At 73.3% G+C, this 17,689-nt stretch carries 16 protein-coding genes; 9 read left to right on the top strand and 7 right to left on the bottom strand.

Annotation, left to right across the window (positions count from 1 at the left end; all coding sequences use genetic code 11):
* Window positions 1–104: 104 nt before the first annotated feature.
* Window positions 105–1,298, top strand: a complete 1,194-nt coding sequence (locus tag ACGFQ9_RS36760; protein ID WP_393580099.1) for an RtcB family protein — start codon at window positions 105–107, stop codon at window positions 1,296–1,298.
* A gap of 88 nt (window positions 1,299–1,386) precedes the next feature.
* Here ACGFQ9_RS36760 and ACGFQ9_RS36755 read toward each other — a convergent pair whose 3' ends face one another.
* Window positions 1,387–1,977: a Uma2 family endonuclease gene (locus ACGFQ9_RS36755; protein WP_393580098.1), complete on the bottom strand. Its 591-nt coding sequence runs from the start codon at window positions 1,975–1,977 to the stop codon at window positions 1,387–1,389.
* Window positions 1,978–2,137: 160 nt separating this feature from the next.
* Here ACGFQ9_RS36755 and ACGFQ9_RS36750 point away from each other — a divergent pair, with 160 nt between their 5' ends.
* Window positions 2,138–2,812 (top strand): polysaccharide deacetylase family protein, encoded by a 675-nt coding sequence (locus ACGFQ9_RS36750; RefSeq protein ID WP_393580096.1) that lies wholly within the window; start codon window positions 2,138–2,140, stop codon window positions 2,810–2,812.
* A gap of 58 nt (window positions 2,813–2,870) precedes the next feature.
* Here ACGFQ9_RS36750 and ACGFQ9_RS36745 read toward each other — a convergent pair whose 3' ends face one another.
* On the bottom strand, window positions 2,871–3,632 hold the full coding sequence (locus ACGFQ9_RS36745) for an SDR family NAD(P)-dependent oxidoreductase (RefSeq protein WP_393580094.1): 762 nt from the start codon (window positions 3,630–3,632) through the stop codon (window positions 2,871–2,873).
* A gap of 98 nt (window positions 3,633–3,730) precedes the next feature.
* Window positions 3,731–4,066, bottom strand: a complete 336-nt coding sequence (locus tag ACGFQ9_RS36740) for a YnfA family protein (RefSeq protein ID WP_393580092.1) — start codon at window positions 4,064–4,066, stop codon at window positions 3,731–3,733.
* Between the two features lie 139 nt (window positions 4,067–4,205).
* Here ACGFQ9_RS36740 and ACGFQ9_RS36735 point away from each other — a divergent pair, with 139 nt between their 5' ends.
* Window positions 4,206–4,724, top strand: coding sequence for a hypothetical protein (locus ACGFQ9_RS36735; protein WP_393580091.1), 519 nt, complete (start codon window positions 4,206–4,208; stop codon window positions 4,722–4,724).
* A 36-nt stretch (window positions 4,725–4,760) separates the two neighbouring features.
* Here the strand turns inward: ACGFQ9_RS36735 and ACGFQ9_RS36730 are convergent, their stop codons facing one another.
* From ACGFQ9_RS36730 to ACGFQ9_RS36720, 3 genes are all read right to left on the bottom strand, one after another.
* Window positions 4,761–6,242 carry an FAD-dependent monooxygenase gene (locus tag ACGFQ9_RS36730; protein WP_393580089.1) on the bottom strand — a complete coding sequence of 494 codons (1,482 nt, stop codon included), beginning with the start codon at window positions 6,240–6,242 and terminating at the stop codon, window positions 4,761–4,763.
* A gap of 606 nt (window positions 6,243–6,848) precedes the next feature.
* Window positions 6,849–7,601 carry a Mut7-C RNAse domain-containing protein gene (locus tag ACGFQ9_RS36725; RefSeq protein WP_393580087.1) on the bottom strand — a complete coding sequence of 251 codons (753 nt, stop codon included), beginning with the start codon at window positions 7,599–7,601 and terminating at the stop codon, window positions 6,849–6,851.
* 64 nt (window positions 7,602–7,665) lie between these two features.
* A complete protein-coding gene (locus ACGFQ9_RS36720) occupies window positions 7,666–8,100 on the bottom strand; it encodes a winged helix-turn-helix transcriptional regulator (protein WP_393580085.1) in 435 nt (144 codons plus the stop codon).
* Between the two features lie 172 nt (window positions 8,101–8,272).
* Between ACGFQ9_RS36720 and ACGFQ9_RS36715 the strand changes: the two genes are divergently transcribed.
* From ACGFQ9_RS36715 to ACGFQ9_RS36700, 4 genes are all read left to right on the top strand, one after another.
* Window positions 8,273–9,169: an NADP-dependent oxidoreductase gene (locus ACGFQ9_RS36715; RefSeq protein ID WP_393580168.1), complete on the top strand. Its 897-nt coding sequence runs from the start codon at window positions 8,273–8,275 to the stop codon at window positions 9,167–9,169.
* Between the two features lie 219 nt (window positions 9,170–9,388).
* The gene (locus ACGFQ9_RS36710; RefSeq protein ID WP_393580083.1) at window positions 9,389–11,521 is read left to right on the top strand and encodes a hypothetical protein; all 2,133 of its coding nucleotides are present in this window, start codon (window positions 9,389–9,391) and stop codon (window positions 11,519–11,521) included.
* A gap of 267 nt (window positions 11,522–11,788) precedes the next feature.
* Window positions 11,789–13,252, top strand: a complete 1,464-nt coding sequence (locus ACGFQ9_RS36705; RefSeq protein ID WP_393580082.1) for a hypothetical protein — start codon at window positions 11,789–11,791, stop codon at window positions 13,250–13,252.
* Between the two features lie 284 nt (window positions 13,253–13,536).
* On the top strand, window positions 13,537–14,601 hold the full coding sequence (locus tag ACGFQ9_RS36700) for a hypothetical protein (protein ID WP_393580080.1): 1,065 nt from the start codon (window positions 13,537–13,539) through the stop codon (window positions 14,599–14,601).
* A gap of 101 nt (window positions 14,602–14,702) precedes the next feature.
* Here the strand turns inward: ACGFQ9_RS36700 and ACGFQ9_RS36695 are convergent, their stop codons facing one another.
* The gene (locus tag ACGFQ9_RS36695) at window positions 14,703–15,380 is read right to left on the bottom strand and encodes a hypothetical protein (RefSeq protein ID WP_393580079.1); all 678 of its coding nucleotides are present in this window, start codon (window positions 15,378–15,380) and stop codon (window positions 14,703–14,705) included.
* A gap of 223 nt (window positions 15,381–15,603) precedes the next feature.
* Here ACGFQ9_RS36695 and hemL point away from each other — a divergent pair, with 223 nt between their 5' ends.
* Together hemL and ACGFQ9_RS36685 are read left to right on the top strand one after the other, a co-directional pair.
* Window positions 15,604–16,926, top strand: a complete 1,323-nt coding sequence (gene hemL / locus ACGFQ9_RS36690) for a glutamate-1-semialdehyde 2,1-aminomutase (protein WP_393580077.1) — start codon at window positions 15,604–15,606, stop codon at window positions 16,924–16,926.
* Window positions 16,923–17,618, top strand: coding sequence for a histidine phosphatase family protein (locus ACGFQ9_RS36685; RefSeq protein WP_393580075.1), 696 nt, complete (start codon window positions 16,923–16,925; stop codon window positions 17,616–17,618). Before hemL ends, ACGFQ9_RS36685 begins: the two co-directional genes overlap by 4 nt.
* The last annotated feature ends 71 nt before the right edge of the window (window positions 17,619–17,689 follow it).

Genomic DNA, 17,689 nt, shown 5'->3' with positions numbered 1-17,689 from the left:
GGTGCTGACGCCGGTCCCCTGTCTCTTTTGGGGCCAAGAGCGAGGCTTTTTGCGTAATCAGATCTATCTTTGATTCATGGGGATTTAAGGGCTGTGGGGACGATATGTCGTATGTAGAGGTGCCTGGGGCGCAGGTTCCGATCCGGATGTGGGCGGACCCGGCCACGGTCGAGGACCAGGCCATGCAGCAGCTCCGCAACACGGCCACCCTCCCGTGGATCAAGGGTCTGGCGGTCATGCCGGACGTCCATTACGGCAAGGGCGCGACGGTCGGTTCGGTGATCGCCATGAAGGACGCGATCTGCCCGGCGGCGGTGGGTGTGGACATCGGCTGCGGCATGTCGGCGGTGAAGACCTCGCTGACCGCGAACGACCTGCCGGGCGACCTGTCCAAGCTCCGCTCGCAGATCGAGCGGGCGATCCCGGTGGGCTTCGGGATGCACAAGGAGCCGGTGGATCCGGGACGGCTGTACGGGCTCACGGCGACGGCGTTCGACGATCTGTGGACGCGGTTCGACTATCTCGCGGAGTCGGTCAAATTCCGCCACGAGCGCGCCACTAAGCAGCTCGGAACGCTCGGCGGGGGGAATCATTTCATCGAGTTCTGTCTCGATGAGTCGGGTTCGGTCTGGCTGATGCTGCACTCGGGGTCGCGCGGTATCGGTAACCAGCTCGCCGAGCACCACATCGGTGTCGCCAGGGGTCTCTCGCACAACCAGGGCCTGGTCGACCGGGACCTGGCGGTCTTCCTCGCGGCCACCCCGGAGATGGACGCCTACCGCAGCGACCTCTTCTGGGCGCAGGAGTACGCCAAGTACAACCGGGCGACGATGATGAGCCTGTTCAAGGAGGTCGTCCGGCGGGAGTTCCGCAAGGCGAAGGTCTCCTTCGCCCCGGAGATCAACTGCCACCACAACTACGTGGCGGAAGAGCGCTACGACGGGATGGACCTGCTGGTCACTCGCAAGGGCGCGATCCGGGCCGGCAGCGGCGAGTACGGGATCATCCCCGGCTCGATGGGCACGGGCTCGTACATCGTGAAGGGTCTCGGCAACGAGAAGTCCTTCAACTCGGCCTCGCACGGCGCGGGCCGGAAGATGAGCCGGAACGCGGCTAAGAAGCGGTTCTCCACGCGGGACCTTGCGGAGCAGACGCGGGGCGTGGAGTGCCGTAAGGACGCGGGCGTCGTGGACGAGATCCCCGGCGCGTACAAGTCGATCGAGCAGGTCATCCACCAGCAGACGGATCTGGTGCAGGTGGTGGCCAAGCTCAAGCAGGTCATCTGTGTGAAGGGCTGATCGCGGCCCGGGCGCAAGTCGTCGGGGGACGGAAGGGCCCGGACCGTATTCACGGTGCGGGCCCTTCCGCGTGTCCGCCTCGGTGCGGTCAGCTCTCCTCGCTGTCGAGGAGTTGGTCCGCAGGGAGCGCGATGCTGACGCCGATGGAGTCGGGGAGCGGAACGGATTCACCGCGCTTGTACGTCTTGCGCCGATGGTACGTTCCGCTGCCGATGCGGGGTTCGGTGTAGACGAGGACCTCGTCATGGCGTCGGTCGGCGACGACGTAGACCGGGACGCCTGCCCGCGCGTAGCACTCGACCTTGACGCTGACGTCGTCTGCCCAGTTCGAGGAGGTGACCTCCAGGACCATCCGGAAGACGTCGGCGTGAAAGCTGTTCTTCCGGACCTTGTGGTCCAGGAAGTCCGCCTCGACGAGCGAGAAGTCGGGGATGGCGTAGTCATCGCCGCCCGCGCCCAGCCACAGGCCGATGGCCTGGAGGAATTCGAGGCCCGCCTCTTCGGCGCCCGCCTTGTGGAACGCAACGGTCAGGCGCGTCAGCGTGCGTGCGTGCCGCCCGTCCGCCGGTGGTGTCACGATGAGCCTCCCCTGGAGAATCTCCACTTTGTGCCCGGGAAGCTCCTTGGAGAGACGATCGGCGGCCTCCGCGATCGTGGTCTCGTGCTGTATCACGGCCATAGCTTCCTCCTTTTCGAGGCTCACGCTTTCGTGAGCGTATCCGCGGCCGACGACATTCTGTGCGAGTTCACCCATACGGGCGCCGAAGGGGCGGAGCGTGAACTCCCTTTTCGCGAGGGAGGGTTGACCCGCTCATTTGGTCTAGACCAAGGTGTGGCGCATGCGGAGATCACGTGTGGTTCTTGCCGTGCTCGCGTCCTGCGCGCTGAGCTTGGGGATGGTCGGACCGGCGCAGGCCGGGGTGGGGTTGCCGCCGGTCGTGGCGAAGGTGCCGACGCAGGAGAAGGTCGTCTTCATCACCATCGACGACGGGTGGTACCACGATCCGGCGGTGGCTCGGACGCTGGTCGAGAAGCGGGTGCCGGTGTCGATGTTCCTGCTGCCGGGGGCGATCTCGTACGACACCCAGTACTTCACCGGGCTCACCGGGCAGGGCCGGGCGACGGTGGAGAACCACACCGTCAACCACCCCGATCTGACCACGCTGGACGCGGCCGGGAAGGACGCCGAGGTGTGCGGGGCGGGGGAGCAGCTGGAACGGACCTTCGGGCGGGCGCCGAAGCTGTTGCGGCCGCCGTACGGAGCGGTGAACGACGAGGTGCGGCTGGCCGCCAAGGCGTGCGGGGTGAAGGCGCTGGTGACCTGGACGCACGACTTCACGACCTGGGGTGACGTCCCGCCGCCCACGCCGGAGTTGGAGGCGGGGGACGTGGTGCTGCTGCACTTCACGCCCACACTGGGCGCCGATCTCCGGCGGGCGCTGGACGCGGCGAAGGCGGCCGGGCTGAAGCCGGCCGCGCTGATGCCGCACCTGAAGGCGGTCGGGCTGGTCTGACCCCGTGGCGCGGACCGGGCCCGGGGGGCGGTCCGCCCCACGGGCCCGGCCCGGCGGCCTACAGCTCGCGGTGGACCTTCGTGTTGGAGGCCTGGGCGCGGGGGCGGACGACCAGGAGGTCGATGTTGACGTGGCTGGGGCGGGTCACCGCCCAGGTGATCGTGTCGGCCACGTCGTCGGCGGTGAGGGGCTCGGCGACGCCCTCGTAGACCTTGGAGGCCTTGTCCGAGTCGCCGCGGAAGCGGGTGGTCGCGAACTCCTCGGTCTTGACCATGCCGGGGGCGATCTCGATGACCCGGACCGGGCGGCCGACGATCTCCAGGCGGAGGGTCTCGGCGAGGACGCGGGCGCCGTTCTTCGCGGCCACGTAGCCGGCGCCGCCCTCGTAGGTGGAGTGGCCGGCGGTGGAGGAGAGGACGACCACGGTGCCGTCGCCGGAGGCGTCCAGGGCGGGCAGCAGGGCCTGGGTCACGTTGAGGGTGCCGATGACGTTGGTCTCGTACATGGTGCGCCAGTCGGCCGGGTCGCCGGTGGCGACGGGCTCGGCGCCGATCGCGCCGCCGGCGTTGTTGACCAGGAGGTCGCAGCGGTCCAGGGACGCGGCGAGGGCGTCCACCGCGGCGCGGTCGGTGACGTCGAGAGGGTGGGCGGCGGCGGAGTGTCCGGCGGCGCGGAGCTCCTCGGCGATGGCCTCGATGCGGTCCTTGCGGCGGGCGGTGAGGACGACGTGGTAGCCCGCGGCGGCGAGTTGCCGGGCGGTGGCCGCGCCGATGCCGCTGCTCGCGCCGGTGACTACTGCGGTGCGGGTGGCCGTGCTCATGTGCTCGCTCCTCGGTGCCCGTGCTGCGCGGCCTCGTGGGCCTCGCATGCGTGTGCGGTCCTGTCTGTCCCGGCCAGGATAGGCACGCGGTGCCGGCCTCAGCGGCCCCGGGGCATGTACATGATCACCGCTACGCCGGCCAGGCAGATCAGGGCGCCGGTCACGTCCCAGCGGTCGGGGCGGTAGCCGTCGGCGACCGCGCCCCAGGCGAGGGAACCGGCGATGAAGACGCCGCCGTACGCGGCGAGGACGCGCGCGAAGTCGCCCTGCGGCTGGAGGGTGGCGGCGAAGCCGTAGAGGCCGAGGGCGATCACTCCGGCGCCGATCCAGGCCCAGCCGCGGTGTTCGCGCACGCCCTGCCAGACGAGCCAGGCGCCGCCGATCTCCAGGAGGGCGGCGAGCAGGAACAGGGCGGCGGAGCGGGCGATCAACATGGCGGAAACAGTTCCATACCGGCCGGGACGGATGTGCGGGCAGGGTGCGCGGACGGCGTAGCGGCGTGCCCTCGTTCGTGTGACGGTCCGATGATCGGGCCGGTGGGGTGGTTAGCGTCCGCGGGTGGAGGTGGTCACGGTGGGCGTTCGTCGAACCGTACGGAGGGCCGTACGCAGTGCAGTGGTGGCCGGGGCGGTGGCCGTGACGGCCGTGGTGCTCCCGGCCGGGGCTGCGGCGGCAGCGGGCGGGCCCCCGGGGGCCGCCGGGGCCGGGCCGGAGGCCGATGTGGCTTACCACGGGCGGGTCTCGCTCACCGGGAGCCGGCTGGCCGTGCTGCTGATCCCGGAGAACGAGGGGCCCGCCACGGTGCCCGCGGCCACGCTCCGGCTGCGCCTGTCGGCCGACCTGGCGGCCGAGCAGGCGTTCACCGAGGGCTGCGCGCGGTCGGGGCCGCGCGTGGTGGTGTGCGAGACGGGCGCCCTGCCGCTGCACGGCCGGGGCCGGCACATCGCGCTGGTGCTGCGGCTGCAGGAGCGCCCGTCGGAGGTCACCGTGCGGGTCGACACCTGGTGGAACGGCGGTGCGACCGACCGGAACCTGGCCAACAACGAGCACGCCGTGCTGGCCCTGGACACCGGTGACGTCTACGCCTTCTGACCGCCGGCGCCCGCGGGAGACCTGCGGGACCTGTGGTCAGCGGGGCTCCTTCGTGTCGGGCAGGAGCCAGGCGGACACCCCGTCCGCGAGTTCCCCGGGCGTCGGGTCGGACGCCGACCAGGCCACGTAGCCGTCCGGCCTGACCAGTACGCAGGCGGTCCGTCCGGCGGCGGCCCAGTGCACCTGGCGGAGCCGGTCGGCGGCCGGGGCGGGCGTCCCCGGCGGGGTGACCAGGACGAAGCCGCCCGCGCGCAGGGCCTCGTAGAGCCGTCCGCCGTCCGCCAGCGCGGCATCGGGCGCACGCCGGCCGGCCGGCGCGTGGCCGCCCGGCGGGGCCGGGTAGCCGATGCCGATGCCGGTGATCCGGCCGAGCGCGAGTTCCTGGGCGGCGGGGAGGTGTCCCACCACGCCGGCGCCGATGCTGCGGGCGGCCCGCAGGGCCGGGGTGCCGGCGATGATCAGGCGGATGAGGGCGCCGCTGCTGCGCAGCGCCTGGCGGCCCACGGGGTGGCGTTCGCGGTGGTAGCTGTCGAGGAGCAGCTCGGGGTCGGGGGCGCTGCCGCGCACGGCGGCGGCCAGCTTCCAGGACAGGTTCGCGGCGTCGTGGAGGCCGGTGTTCATGCCGAGGCCGCCGGCCGGGGAGTGGACGTGCGCGGCGTCGCCGGCGAGGAAGGCGCGGCCGATGCGGTAGTGCGGGACCTGGCGTTCGTCGCTGTGGAAGCGGGAGATCCAGCGGGCCTCGCGCACGCCGTGGTCGGTGCCGAGTGCGGCGCGCAGGGTGGTGCGGAGTTCGTCGAGGTCGACGGGGTCGTCGTCGGCGGCCTGGTGGTCGCGGTGCCAGGCGATGGCGCGGTACCAGCCGTCGCCGAAGGGGACGAGGAAGCCGAAGGCGTCGCGGGCGCCGTTGACGGTGAGGACGCCGGCGGGCGGGTCGTCGAGGCGTACGTCGGCCAGGACGACGGAGCGTACGACGGCCCGGCCGGGGAAGGGCAGGCCGAGCGTGGCGCGGACGGTGGAGCGGTGGCCGTCGGCGCCGATGACGTAGCGGGCGAAGAGGCGGCCGGTCGTGCCGTCGCGCCGGGTGGTCTCCAGGAGGACGCTGTCGTGGTCCTGGTGGAGCGAGGTGAGTTCGGTGTCGTACCGGATATCCACACCTGTGGACAGTGCGCGGCGCTCCAGCAGCCGTTCGGTCTCGTACTGCGGGGTGATCAGGACGTACGGGAAGCGGGTGCGGTCGGCGAGGGCGTCCAGGTGGAGGGAGATGCGGCCGAACAGGCGGAGCTGGTCGACCCGTTGGCCGGTCTCGGTGAGTTCGTCGGCGAGGCCGCGGGCGTCGAGGAGTTCGAGCGTGCGGGCGTGCACGGCGAAGGCGCGGGTGAGGTTGGCGGCGGTGCGCGGCCGCCGTTCGAGGAGGATGACGGAAAGGCCGGCGGCCGCGAGATCTCCCGCGAGCAGCAGGCCGGTGGGGCCGGCGCCCACGACGACTGCGTCGGCGTCGACGGGGGTGTGGGCTGTCATGGGCGGCGAGTCTGCCATTCGCCTGGGCGGCTGGGCCAGAGGATGGGGCGGGCTTCGGCCATTGCTGCGGCGGGGATTGATGGGGTGTCAGCTCTTGCCGGTGCCCGGCCGACGCGACCCCGCCGAGGGTGTGGGCGGCGCCCGGCTGAGGTGTGGGCTCGGCTCCGCCGGAGGTGTGGGCAGGCGTTCCGCAGGGCGGAACGGGTGGGCACACCGGAACGCTGCTCCGCAGGCAACGCTCCCGCCCCGCCGAAGCCTTGGCCGGGCTCGGCCGCAGCCGCTGCCCTTACGGCCCGGGCGGGGCTCCGCCGGACCCGGCACCGCCCGGAGCGGTGCTCCGCCCGGAGCGGGGTCCGACCCCGAAGCGGGGTCGGGGTGCAGGCACACGCTGTGTGTCCGGCGCGGGCCGGTGTGCCGTGTGCCCACCCGTGCCGCCCTGCGGCACGCCTGCCCACACGGCCGCGTGAAAGGCCGCCTGCCCACACGGCGGTGCGGTACGGCACGCCTGCCCACACGGCGTGCGGGTCGGCGCGCCTGCCCACACGGCGTGCGGTCGGCGCGCCTGCCGCATGGCCGGTGGCGGCGGGGCCGGTTCGGTCTGCGGGGCTACGCCGTGGGCTGGCGGGTGATGCCCAGGCCGCCGAATTCCTCGACCGCCTCGGAGACGATCCGCTCCAGCCGCGCGTGGTGCGCGCCGCGCCAGTAGACGCGTTCGCAGTCGGAGCACTGCGCGAAGACGTCGTACGAGCGGTGGGTGCCGCCCTCCAGGCGGTCGCCGACGCTCGCCTTGTCCGCGGAGCGCAGCGGCCCGTTGCAGGCGGTGCAGCGGGTCCAGGGCTCCAGGCTGGGAGCGAACCGGCCGAGTACGTCGCGGAGTTGTTCGTCCGGGCGGTCGCTGTAGATGTACGCGCCGGCCCAGATCTCGCGGCGCCTCAGCAGCCCGCGGTCCCGGGAGAGCAGCACGCGGCGCTCGGCCGCCGAGCGGGTGGCGAGCGCGGGGTCGCCGATGTCCTCGTTCTCGTACGCCGCGTCCACGCCGAGCAGGCGGAGCCGGCGGGCGAGGGTGCCGAGGTGTACGTCGAGCAGGAAGCGGAGCGGGGCGCCGGGGACCTCCTGGGGTCGGGTGACCCCCTGCACCTCGATGTGCTGTCCGGCCCGGGGAACGTAGGAGACGGGCACTTCCTCCCCGTCCACGAGCAGCCGGCCGACCTCGGTGAGCGGCACGCCGAAGGACTCCACGACGTGGCCGAGGCTGGAGGCGCCGTCGGTCGGGGTCGGGATGCGGTCGGACCGCCGGGCCGGCGGGGCGAAGAGCCGCAGCTCGGGGGCGAGGGTGAGGTGGATGTCGGGACCGTTCACGGCCCCAGCATGCCATCGTCCGGGGTGCGGGCGGGCCTGGTTTTCGGGCCGGGCGGCCGGGCCCTCAAGCCCCGGCGCCCGCGCCGGCGGCCGTCGTGGCCTCGTCATAGGAGGTGCGGGCCGCGTGGACCTCTTCGAAGTGGTTCTCGGCCCACCTCTTCACGTCGGACAGCAGGCAGCCGAGGTTGCTGCCGAGCGGGGTCAGGGCGTAGTCGACGCGGGCCGGTACGGAGGGGGTGACGGTGCGGGACACCAGGCCGTCGCGTTCGAGGGAGCGGAGGGTCTGGGTGAGCATCTTCTGGCTCACGCCGGGGATGGCGCGGCCGAGGTCGCTGTAGCGGAGGCTGCCGGACTCGCTGTCCCGCAGGACGCCGACGACGATGCCGACCCACTTGTCGCTGATCCGGGCGAGGAGGTGGCTGGTCGGGCACTCCTGGAGGAACGCGTCGTAGGCGGCGCGGGCGTCGGCGCGGCGGGCGGCGGCGGTCTGCGTGGCCATGGGGGTCCTCACCTCCGGGTGGGGTACGCACCTTGAAGTGCGTCCTTACGAAAGGAAAGTAACTCTCCCTAGGTTAGTGGTCATCGGCGGGACGAGACGGCCGAATGTGACAAACCGGCGGTGCGGAACCGGCGGTGACGAACCGAGGGAGGGTCCGATGGGTAACGAGACGATGCGCGCGGTGGTGGTGGACGGGTTCGGCGGCCCGGAGGTCGTACGGGTCGCCGAGGTGCCGGTGCCGCAGCCCGCCGCCGGCCAGGTCCGGATCCGGGTCCGGGCGGCCGCGGTCAACCCGGTCGACGTGGCGGTCCGGGTGGGGGTCTTCGGGGGCGAGGGGGAGCAGCTCGGCCTCGGCTGGGACGTCGCCGGGGAGATCGACGCGCTCGGCGAGGGCGTCGGGGGCTGGACCATCGGGCAGCGGGTGATAGCCCTGCACTACGGCCCGGTGAAGGCGCTGGGCGCGCAGGCCGAGTACGCCGTCCTGGACGCGGACGCGCTGGCGGCCGCGCCGGCCACGGCCGACGATGTCTCCGCGGCGGTGCTGCCGCTGAGCGGGCTGACGGCCGCCCGGGCGCTGGACCTGCTGGAGCTGAAGGCCGGGGACTCGGTGCTGGTCACCGGCGCGGCCGGGGTGGTCGGCGGTTTCGCGGTGCAGCTCGCGGCCCGGGCCGGCCTCGTGGTGACGGCCCTGGCGGGCGCGGACGACGAGGAGCTCGTACGCGGGCTGGGTGCGACGCACTTCGTGCCGCGGGGCTCCGGACCGGACGGGCGGGTGGACGGCGTCCTGGACGCGGCGCGGCTCGGGGAGGCGGCGCTGGCGTTCGTCCGGGACGGCGGCTCGTACGTCGGCCTGCACCCGGGAGCCGGCCCGGCGTCGGTCCGCGGGGTCCGGGTGGTGGACCAGGAGGTCGCGGCGGACGGCGCGCTCCTGGCCCGGCTGGCCGCGCTGGTCGACGAGGGCGCGCTGACGCTGCGGGCGGGCGAGACGTACGCACTGGCCGACGCGGCCAAGGCGCACGCCCGGCTGGCGGAGGGCGGCCTGCGGGGCCGTGTCGTCCTGACGGTCTGAGCGGTCTGAGCGGTCCGAACGGCCTGACGCGGGGGTGGCCGGGGGGCGGACAGGCGCGCCGGGCGTCGCCCGCACGGCCCCGCCGGGGTTGCGCCGAACGCTGGAAACCGTTGCGCGCCTCGGTGCTGCGCGCCGGGACAGAACCGAATGATTCCGGTGGAAGTTCGAATGATTTACACCGAATCGTCTTTATTCGGTCCCGTGTGAAGGAGCGCGTGCATGAGTCCTGAGTCCAGGACCCGATCCCCGCTCGGCCCGCTGCCCCGCCGCAGGGCGGTCGTGGTGTCCGGTGCGTTCGCGTCGCTGGCCCTCGTCCTCACGGGCGTGGCCGGTCCGGCGGTCGCCCAGGCCCGGGCCGTGATGGTGGCCTCGGCTGCCGGCGAGGTCACGCCGACGGGCGGTGGCGAGGACTGCGGGGACGGCCACGGCCGTCCCGACCGTCCGCGGCCGGACCGGCCGCACGGACCGGACGGGGCGAGGCCCGACCGGCCGGGCCGGGCCGTCCCGCACGTCAAGCCGGGCGGCGGCCACGACGATCACGGCAAGTGCAAGGAGCACGGCAAGGGCAAGGCCGGACCCACGGGCCCGGCGGGTCCGCGGGGCGACACGGGCCCCACGGGCCCGACCGGTCCGCAGGGCGGCACGGGCGACACGGGCCCGACCGGCCCGCAGGGCCCGTCGGGAGCGGACGGCGCGCCGGGCGCGACGGGTGCCGCTGGGGCGGCGGGGGACACCGGGGACACCGGTCCGACCGGCCCGGTCGGTCCGACGGGCCCCGGTGGCACGGGCAGCACGGGCCCGACCGGACCGACGGGTCCGCAGGGCGATACGGGCGGGGCGGGTCCGACGGGTCCGCAGGGTGACACGGGCGCCACAGGCGACACGGGTCCGACCGGGCCGCAGGGTCCGACCGGCCCCGGCGGCACGGGCAGCGTTGGCCCTACGGGTCCCCAGGGCGCGACGGGCCCGCAAGGTGACACCGGAACCACGGGTGACACCGGTGCGACCGGCCCGCAAGGGGCGACGGGTCCGCAGGGTGACACCGGTGCGACCGGTCCGCAGGGTCCGACCGGCCCCGGCGGCACGGGCAGCGTGGGCCCTACGGGTCCCCAGGGTGCGACGGGCCCGCAAGGCGACACTGGCGCGACCGGTCCGCAGGGTGCCACGGGTCCGCAGGGTGACACCGGAACCACGGGTGACACTGGCGCGACGGGTCCCCAGGGTGCGACTGGTCCGCAGGGTGCCACGGGTCCGCAGGGTGACACCGGAACCACGGGTGACACCGGTGCGACTGGTCCGCAGGGTGCCACGGGTCCGCAGGGTGACACCGGAACCACGGGTGACACCGGTGCGACAGGCCCGCAGGGTGCGACGGGTCCGCAGGGCGACACCGGTGCGACGGGTCCCCAGGGCGCGACAGGTCCGCAGGGTGACATCGGCCCGACCGGCCCGCAGGGTGCGACTGGTCCGCAGGGTGCCACGGGTCCGCAGGGTGACACCGGAACCACGGGTGACACCGGTGCGACGGGTCCGCAGGGTGCGACGGGTCCGCAGGGCGACACCGGTGCGACGGGTCCGCAGGGTGCGACGGGCCCGCAGGGCGACACCGGTGCGACCGGTCCGCAGGGTGCCACGGGTCCGCAGGGTGCGACCGGTCCGCAGGGCGACACCGGTGCGACGGGTGACACCGGCCCGACCGGTCCGCAGGGTGCCACGGGTCCGCAGGGTGCGACAGGCGCGACCGGACTGCAGGGTCCCACCGGCCCACTCGGCCCCACGGGCCCACTCGGTCCGACCGGTCCGACCGGTCCGCTCGGTCCGACCGGCGCCACGGGCGCCACCGGTGCGACCGGTCCGCAGGGTGCCACGGGCCCGCAGGGTGCCACCGGCGCCAGCGGCACGACCGGCCCCTGCCAGGACGTCGACTCCTACAACCCCAGCGGCTCGACCCACGTCAAGGCGATCCTGACCTCCGACGGCCGTGCCATCGGCGGCGCCCGCGGCAACTCGGCTTCGTGGAACTGGACGCTGCTGAACCCCACGGGCTCGAACTTCCCGGCGAACGCCTGCCACATCGCCGTCTCGACCCAGTCGGGTGCGGTCGAGTTCGAGGTCCTGACCACCACCAACCTGCTGTACCAGGCGACCTGCTCCTACAACGGCCCGTCCGACACCCTCGTGATGTGCACCGGCTGGACGCAGGCCACCCCGGCACTGCCGGCCCCGCCGCCGCTGGCCCAGCGCTCCGGCGCCCCGCTGCAGCCCGTGGCCGACCCCAACCACCGGCGGAAGGAACTCGGGAAGAAGTCCGCTCCCAAGGGGACGGTGAACAAGAATCCCGCCGGGAAGTGATCGGCCCACCTGGGCCGGTCAGGTGAGCCGGGTCTGACCGCCTGTGCCGTGTCCGCAGCCGCCGGGCACGGCACACGCGCATTTCGCGGCCGCGTTGGGGGCGCCACACCGCGCCTTACCCCTGTTGGACCGCTCCGGGTGGGCCGTTGTGTTGAAGTTGCCGCGAGCCTGATGGGAAGGGTCGTGCACGAAACCGAATGATTCCGGCGGAAGTTGAAGCGTCTTTCACCGGATCACCCCCATTCGGTTCCGTAAAGGAGCATGTGCATGAGTCCTGAGTTCAGGACGCGGTCCGCGCTCGGCCCGCTGCCCCGCCGCAAGGCCTGGCTGGCGGGCAGCACGTTCGCCTCCCTCGCCCTCGTGCTGACGAGCGTGGCCAGCCCCGCGGTCGCCCAGGTGCAGAACCTGCAGACGGCCCCCGTGGCCAGTGAGGTCACCCCCTCGGGGGGCGGCGAGGACTGCAAGGATGACCACGGCCGGCCCGACCGCCCGCACGACGAGCCGGGCTGGCACGACGGCCCGGACGGACCGCCGCCGGGTCTGGACGAGCTGATGAGCCGCATGTCGGGCTCGTCGCAGGCCGCCCCGTACATGAAGCCGGGCGACGGTCACGACGACAAGCACGACGACAAGTGCAAGGACAAGGGCGCCACCGGCCCGACCGGCCCGACGGGTCCGAAGGGTGACACCGGAGACACCGGTCCGACGGGCCCGGCCGGCGCGGACGGCGCCACGGGCCCGACGGGTCCGGCAGGTGCGGATGGCGCCACGGGTGACACCGGCCCGACCGGTCCGACGGGTCCGCAGGGTCCGACCGGCCCCGGCGGCACGGGCAGCGTCGGCCCGACGGGTCCGACCGGCCCGGCCGGTGCGGACGGCGCGACGGGTGACACCGGTCCGACGGGTCCGCAGGGTCCGACCGGTCCCGGTGGTGAGGGCAGTGTCGGTCCGACGGGTCCGACCGGCCCGCAGGGTGCCACGGGTGACACCGGCCCGACGGGTCCGCAGGGTCCGACCGGCCCCGGCGGCGAAGGCAGCGTGGGTCCGACGGGTCCGACCGGCCCGCAGGGTGCCACGGGTGACACCGGCCCGACGGGCCCCGCAGGTGCCACCGGCCCACAGGGCGACACGGGCGCGACGGGTGACACGGGCGCGACGGGTGACACCGGCCCGACGGGCCCCGCAGGTGCCACCGGCCCGCAGGGCGACACGGGCGCGACGGGTGACACCGGCCCGACGGGTCCGCAGGGACCGACGGGTCCGCAGGGCGCGACGGGTGACACCGGTGCACCCGGTCCGTGTCAGGACGCCGACGCCTACAACCCCAGTGCCTCCGCCGAGGTCAAGGCGATCCTGAGCAACGGCCAGGTCGTGGGCGGAGCCCGGAACATCTCGGCCGGCTCCGACCAGGAATGGAACTGGACGACGCTCAGCGGAACCCTGCCCGAGGGCGCCTGTTCCATCTCGGTCGCCTCCCAGGCGAACGGCATCTCGTTCCAGGTCCTCACCGACGACGGCGACATCTTCGAGCAGGTCTGCGAGTACAACAACAGCACCGACACGATCGAGAACTGCACCGGTGTCTGGGCGGCAGCCGTACCCCAGCCGCCGATCGGGACCCTGCGGGTCAAGCCCGCGATCGGCGCGGCGCCGATGGAGCCCAACCACCGTCCCAAGGCCCTGCACAAGAAGGCCGCCCCCAAGACCCCCGGGAAGGTCATGAACAAGTAGGCGGCCCACCCGAGCCGATCGGGTGAGCAGCCTCCGATCGCGTGTGCCGTGCTCGGTTCCCTCCGGGCGCGGCACACGCGCGTAACGGCCCCATGCGCAATCCGGGGTCAAGCGGCGGGCGCCACTCCGGGCCTTACCCCTCATGGCTCGCTCCGGGTGCGCCGTTGTGTTGAAGCTGCCGCGAGCCTGGCCCGGCCGGGACGGACGCAGGTGAATGATTTCGGGGTAAACCGAGACGTCTTCGGGCGAATCCCCTCGTTCGTTTCCCGAAAAGGAGCACCTGCATGAGTCCTGAGTTCAGGACCCGGTCCTCGCTCGGCCCGCTGACCCGCCGTAAGGCATGGGCTGCGTCCGGCGCGTTCGCGTCGCTGGCCCTCGTGATGACGGGCATGGCCGGCCCCGCGCTCGCCCAGGCGCAGTCCGCGAAGGCGGCCGTGATCAGCGAGGCCACCCCGTCGGGCGGCGGCGAGTGCAAGGACGACCACGGCAAGGACGACCACGGCAAGCGCCCGGACCGGCCCAACGGACCGGGCAAGGCGAAGAAGCCGGGTGACGGCCACGACGGCAAGCACGACGACAAGTGCAAGGACAAGGGCAAGGGCGCCACCGGCCCGACCGGCCCGACGGGTCCGCAGGGCCCGCCCGGCGACACCGGCCCGACGGGTCCGGCCGGCGAGGACGGTGCCACGGGTGACACCGGCCCGACCGGTCCGACGGGTCCGCAGGGTCCGACCGGCCCCGGCGGCGAAGGCAGCGTCGGCCCGACCGGTCCGACCGGCCCGCAGGGTGACACCGGCGACACGGGCCCGACCGGTCCGCAGGGCCCGACCGGTCCCGGCGGTGGTGACACCGGCCCGACGGGTCCGACCGGCCCGCAGGGCGACACCGGCGACACCGGCCCGACGGGTCCGACCGGCCCTCAGGGTGACACCGGCGCCACCGGCCCGGCCGGTCCGTGCCAGGACGTCGACGCCTACAACCCCAGCGCCTCGGTCGAGGTCAAGGCCGTGCTGACCGACGGCACGGCATGGGGCGGCGTCCGGGGCCTCCAGCCCGAGGTCGGCCCGTTCACGTGGGAGAACCTCGGTGCAGTCGAGACCTTCCCGGACAACGCCTGTGCCATCTCGGTCGCATCCCAGGCGAACCTCGTCTCCTTCCAGGTCCTGACCACTGACAGCGACCTGTTCGAGACGACGTGTGAGATCAACAATTCCGACAACACGCTCGAGAACTGCAGCGGGGTCTGGGAGGAGGTCACCTTCCCGGAGAACCCGCCGCTGTTCCGGTCCAACGGTGCCCCGATGGTCCCCGGCATGGACCCGAACCACCGCCCCAAGAGCATGAAGTAGTCATGCCCTGACCCTCGGTGAAACGCCGCCCCGTGCCGTGCCCGGCTCCGCCCGGGCACGGCACGGGCATGCTCAGGCTGCGGCACCCCGCAGGGAAAAGCTCAGCCCCACACCAGGCAGTACGGCTGGTGCCCCGCCTCGTGCAGCCGCTGCGAGAAGTCCTGCCACTCGTGGAGCAGGCGGTAGACGTTGAACGCGTCGCTCGGGCCGCCCCGGTCCGGGACCGTGGACCAGATGAAGGCCGCCGCTCCCACCGACTCCTCGCCGATGTCCCGCAGCGGGTCCACCACCGTCATCGGCAGCTTGACCACCGCGTAGTCGGGGTGCAGGACGACCAGCTCCAGCGGCGGCACCTTGTGCAGGGGTATGCCCTCGATGCCGGTCAGGACCATCGCGGCCACCGTCTCCGGCTTGATCTTGGTGAACATGCCGCCCATGCCGAGCTCGTCGCCGCCCAGCTCCTCCGGGCGCATCGACTGCGGCACCCGGGCCGCCGTCGCGCCGTCCGGGGCGCCGAAGTACTTGTACGTCACGCCCATGCCGCGGCCGCCCCCTACCGTGCCGCCCCGGTCGCCGACCGTGACGCCGCGGTCCGCACCCTGATCGGGTACGGGCAGCGGAGTGATGTCCGGCAGTGGCTCCTGAGCGGAAGATGCCGCATCCGCCCGCTCCGCCTGGGCGCGGCGGTGCTTGCCCCGCTTGCGGGCCTCACGGGCTTCGCGGGCGCGCTTCGGGTCGAGGCCGTCCATACCCTCGCCCGGTCCACCACCGCGTTGCATATCTCCACCCGACTGGTCTTGCCTGCGCCTGTCCCGGCCCCTCGGCCGCCTGTCCCGGCCCCGTGGCCGCTTGTTCCGGTCCTGTGGCCGTCTGCCCCGGCCCCACAACCGTCTGCCCCGGCCGCGCGGTCCCCGCCACGCAGCCTGATCATCATGGCAGTGACCTCCCCCGCGCCGCAGCGGTGAAACGCCCGCCCGCAAGTCTGTCGCGGCCTCTGAGACCATGGCTGGTGTGAGCTACCCGTACCCGTATGAAGCCCCAGTTTCGCAGACGCTCTTCGAGCGCGCGTCCCTCGTGACCCCCGGCGGCGTGAACTCTCCGGTCCGTGCCTTCCGCGCCGTAGGCGGTACGCCCCGGTTCATGGTGTCCGGTACCGGTCCGTACCTCACCGATGCCGACAGGCGCGAGTACGTCGACCTCGTGTGCTCCTGGGGGCCGATGATCCTCGGCCACTCCCACCCCCAGGTGATCGAGGCGGTCCAGGCGGCCGTCGCCCGCGGCACCTCCTTCGGTACGCCGGGTGAGGGCGAGGTCGCGCTCGCCGAGGAGATCGTCGCCCGGATCGAGCCCGTGGAGCAGGTCCGCCTGGTGTCCTCCGGCACCGAGGCGACCATGTCCGCCATCCGTCTGGCCCGCGGCTTCACGGGCCGCGCCAAGGTCGTGAAGTTCGCCGGCTGCTACCACGGTCACGTGGACGCGCTGCTGGCCGCCGCCGGTTCCGGCCTGGCGACCTTCGCGCTGCCGGACACCCCGGGCGTGACCGGCGCCCAGGCCGGCGACACGATCGTGCTCCCGTACAACGACCTGGACGCGGTCCGGGCGGCCTTCGCCGCGCACCCGGGCGAGATCGCCTGCGTGATCACGGAGGCGGCGCCGGGCAACATGGGCGTGGTGACCCCGCTCGACGGCTTCAACCAGGGTCTGGCCGACCTCTGCCGCGAGAACGGCGCGCTGTACATCTCCGACGAGGTGATGACCGGCTTCCGCACCTCCCGCGCCGGCTGGTACGGGGTGGACGGGGTCAAGCCCGACCTGATGACCTTCGGCAAGGTCATGGGCGGCGGCTTCCCGGCGGCGGCGTTCGGCGGCCGCGCGGACGTCATGGGGTACCTGGCCCCGGCGGGCCCGGTCTACCAGGCGGGCACGCTCTCCGGTAACCCGGTCGCCACCGCGGCCGGTCTCGCGCAGCTGCGGCTGCTGGACGAGGCGGCGTACGACAAGGTCAACGCGGTCTCCGGGGAGATCCAGGGCCTGGTGACGGCGGCGCTGGCCAAGGAGGGCGTGGCGCACCGGCTGCAGACCGCGTCCAACATGTTCTCGGTGTTCTTCACCCCGGACGCGGTGCGCAACTACGACGAGGCGAAGAAGCAGGAGAGCTTCCGCTTCAACGCGTTCTTCCACTCGATGCTGGCGCAGGGCGTCTACCTGCCGCCGTCGGCCTTCGAGTCCTGGTTCGTGTCCACCGCGCACGACGAGCGGGCCGTCGAGCGGATCGCCGCGGCGCTGCCCGCCGCCGCCCGGGCCGCCGCGGAGGCGACGGCATGAGCGGGACCGCGAGCGGCTCCGGTGAGATCACCGTCGTCCACCTGATGCGGCACGGCGAGGTGCACAACCCGGACGGCGTGCTGTACGGCCGCCGCCCGGGCTACCACCTCTCCGAGCTGGGCCGGCAGATGGCGGACCGGGTCGCCGAGCACCTGGAGGGCCGGGACATCACGTACGTCGTCTCCTCCCCGCTGGAGCGGGCGCAGGAGACGGCGGCGCCGATCGCCAAGAGCCACGGCCTGGACCTCTCGACGGACGAGCGGCTGCTGGAGGCGGAGAACGTCTTCGAGGGCAAGACCTTCGGGGTGGGCGACGGCGCGCTGCGCAAGCCGGCGAACTGGAAGCACCTGACGAACCCGTTCAAGCCGTCCTGGGGCGAGCCGTACGTCGAGCAGGTCGTGCGGATGATGGGCGCGCTGGACGCGGCGCGCGACCGGGCGCGCGGGCACGAGGCGGTGGCGGTCAGCCACCAGCTGCCGATCTGGATCGTGCGCAGCTTCGCGGAGAAGCGGCGGCTGTGGCACGACCCGCGGCGCCGTCAGTGCACGCTGGCCTCGCTGACCTCCTTCACGTACCGGGGGGACAAGCTGGTGTCGGTGGGCTACAGCGAGCCGGCCCGGGACCTGGTGCCGGCGCACCTGCTCGCGGGTGCGAAGCCGGTGAAGGGGAAGTCGAAGGCGTTCGGCGCTTAGTCGCTCCCGTCCCGCGAGCCCCGGGTGTCGCGCGCGTACCCCGTGGCGCGATACCGGCCGCGGGCGACTGT

Source organism: Streptomyces sp. NPDC048603 (assembly GCF_043199475.1).
Lineage (GTDB): Bacteria > Actinomycetota > Actinomycetes > Streptomycetales > Streptomycetaceae > Streptomyces.
The sequence above is the reverse complement of the archived record's forward strand: the minus strand, read 5'-3'. Positions and strand labels throughout refer to the sequence as shown.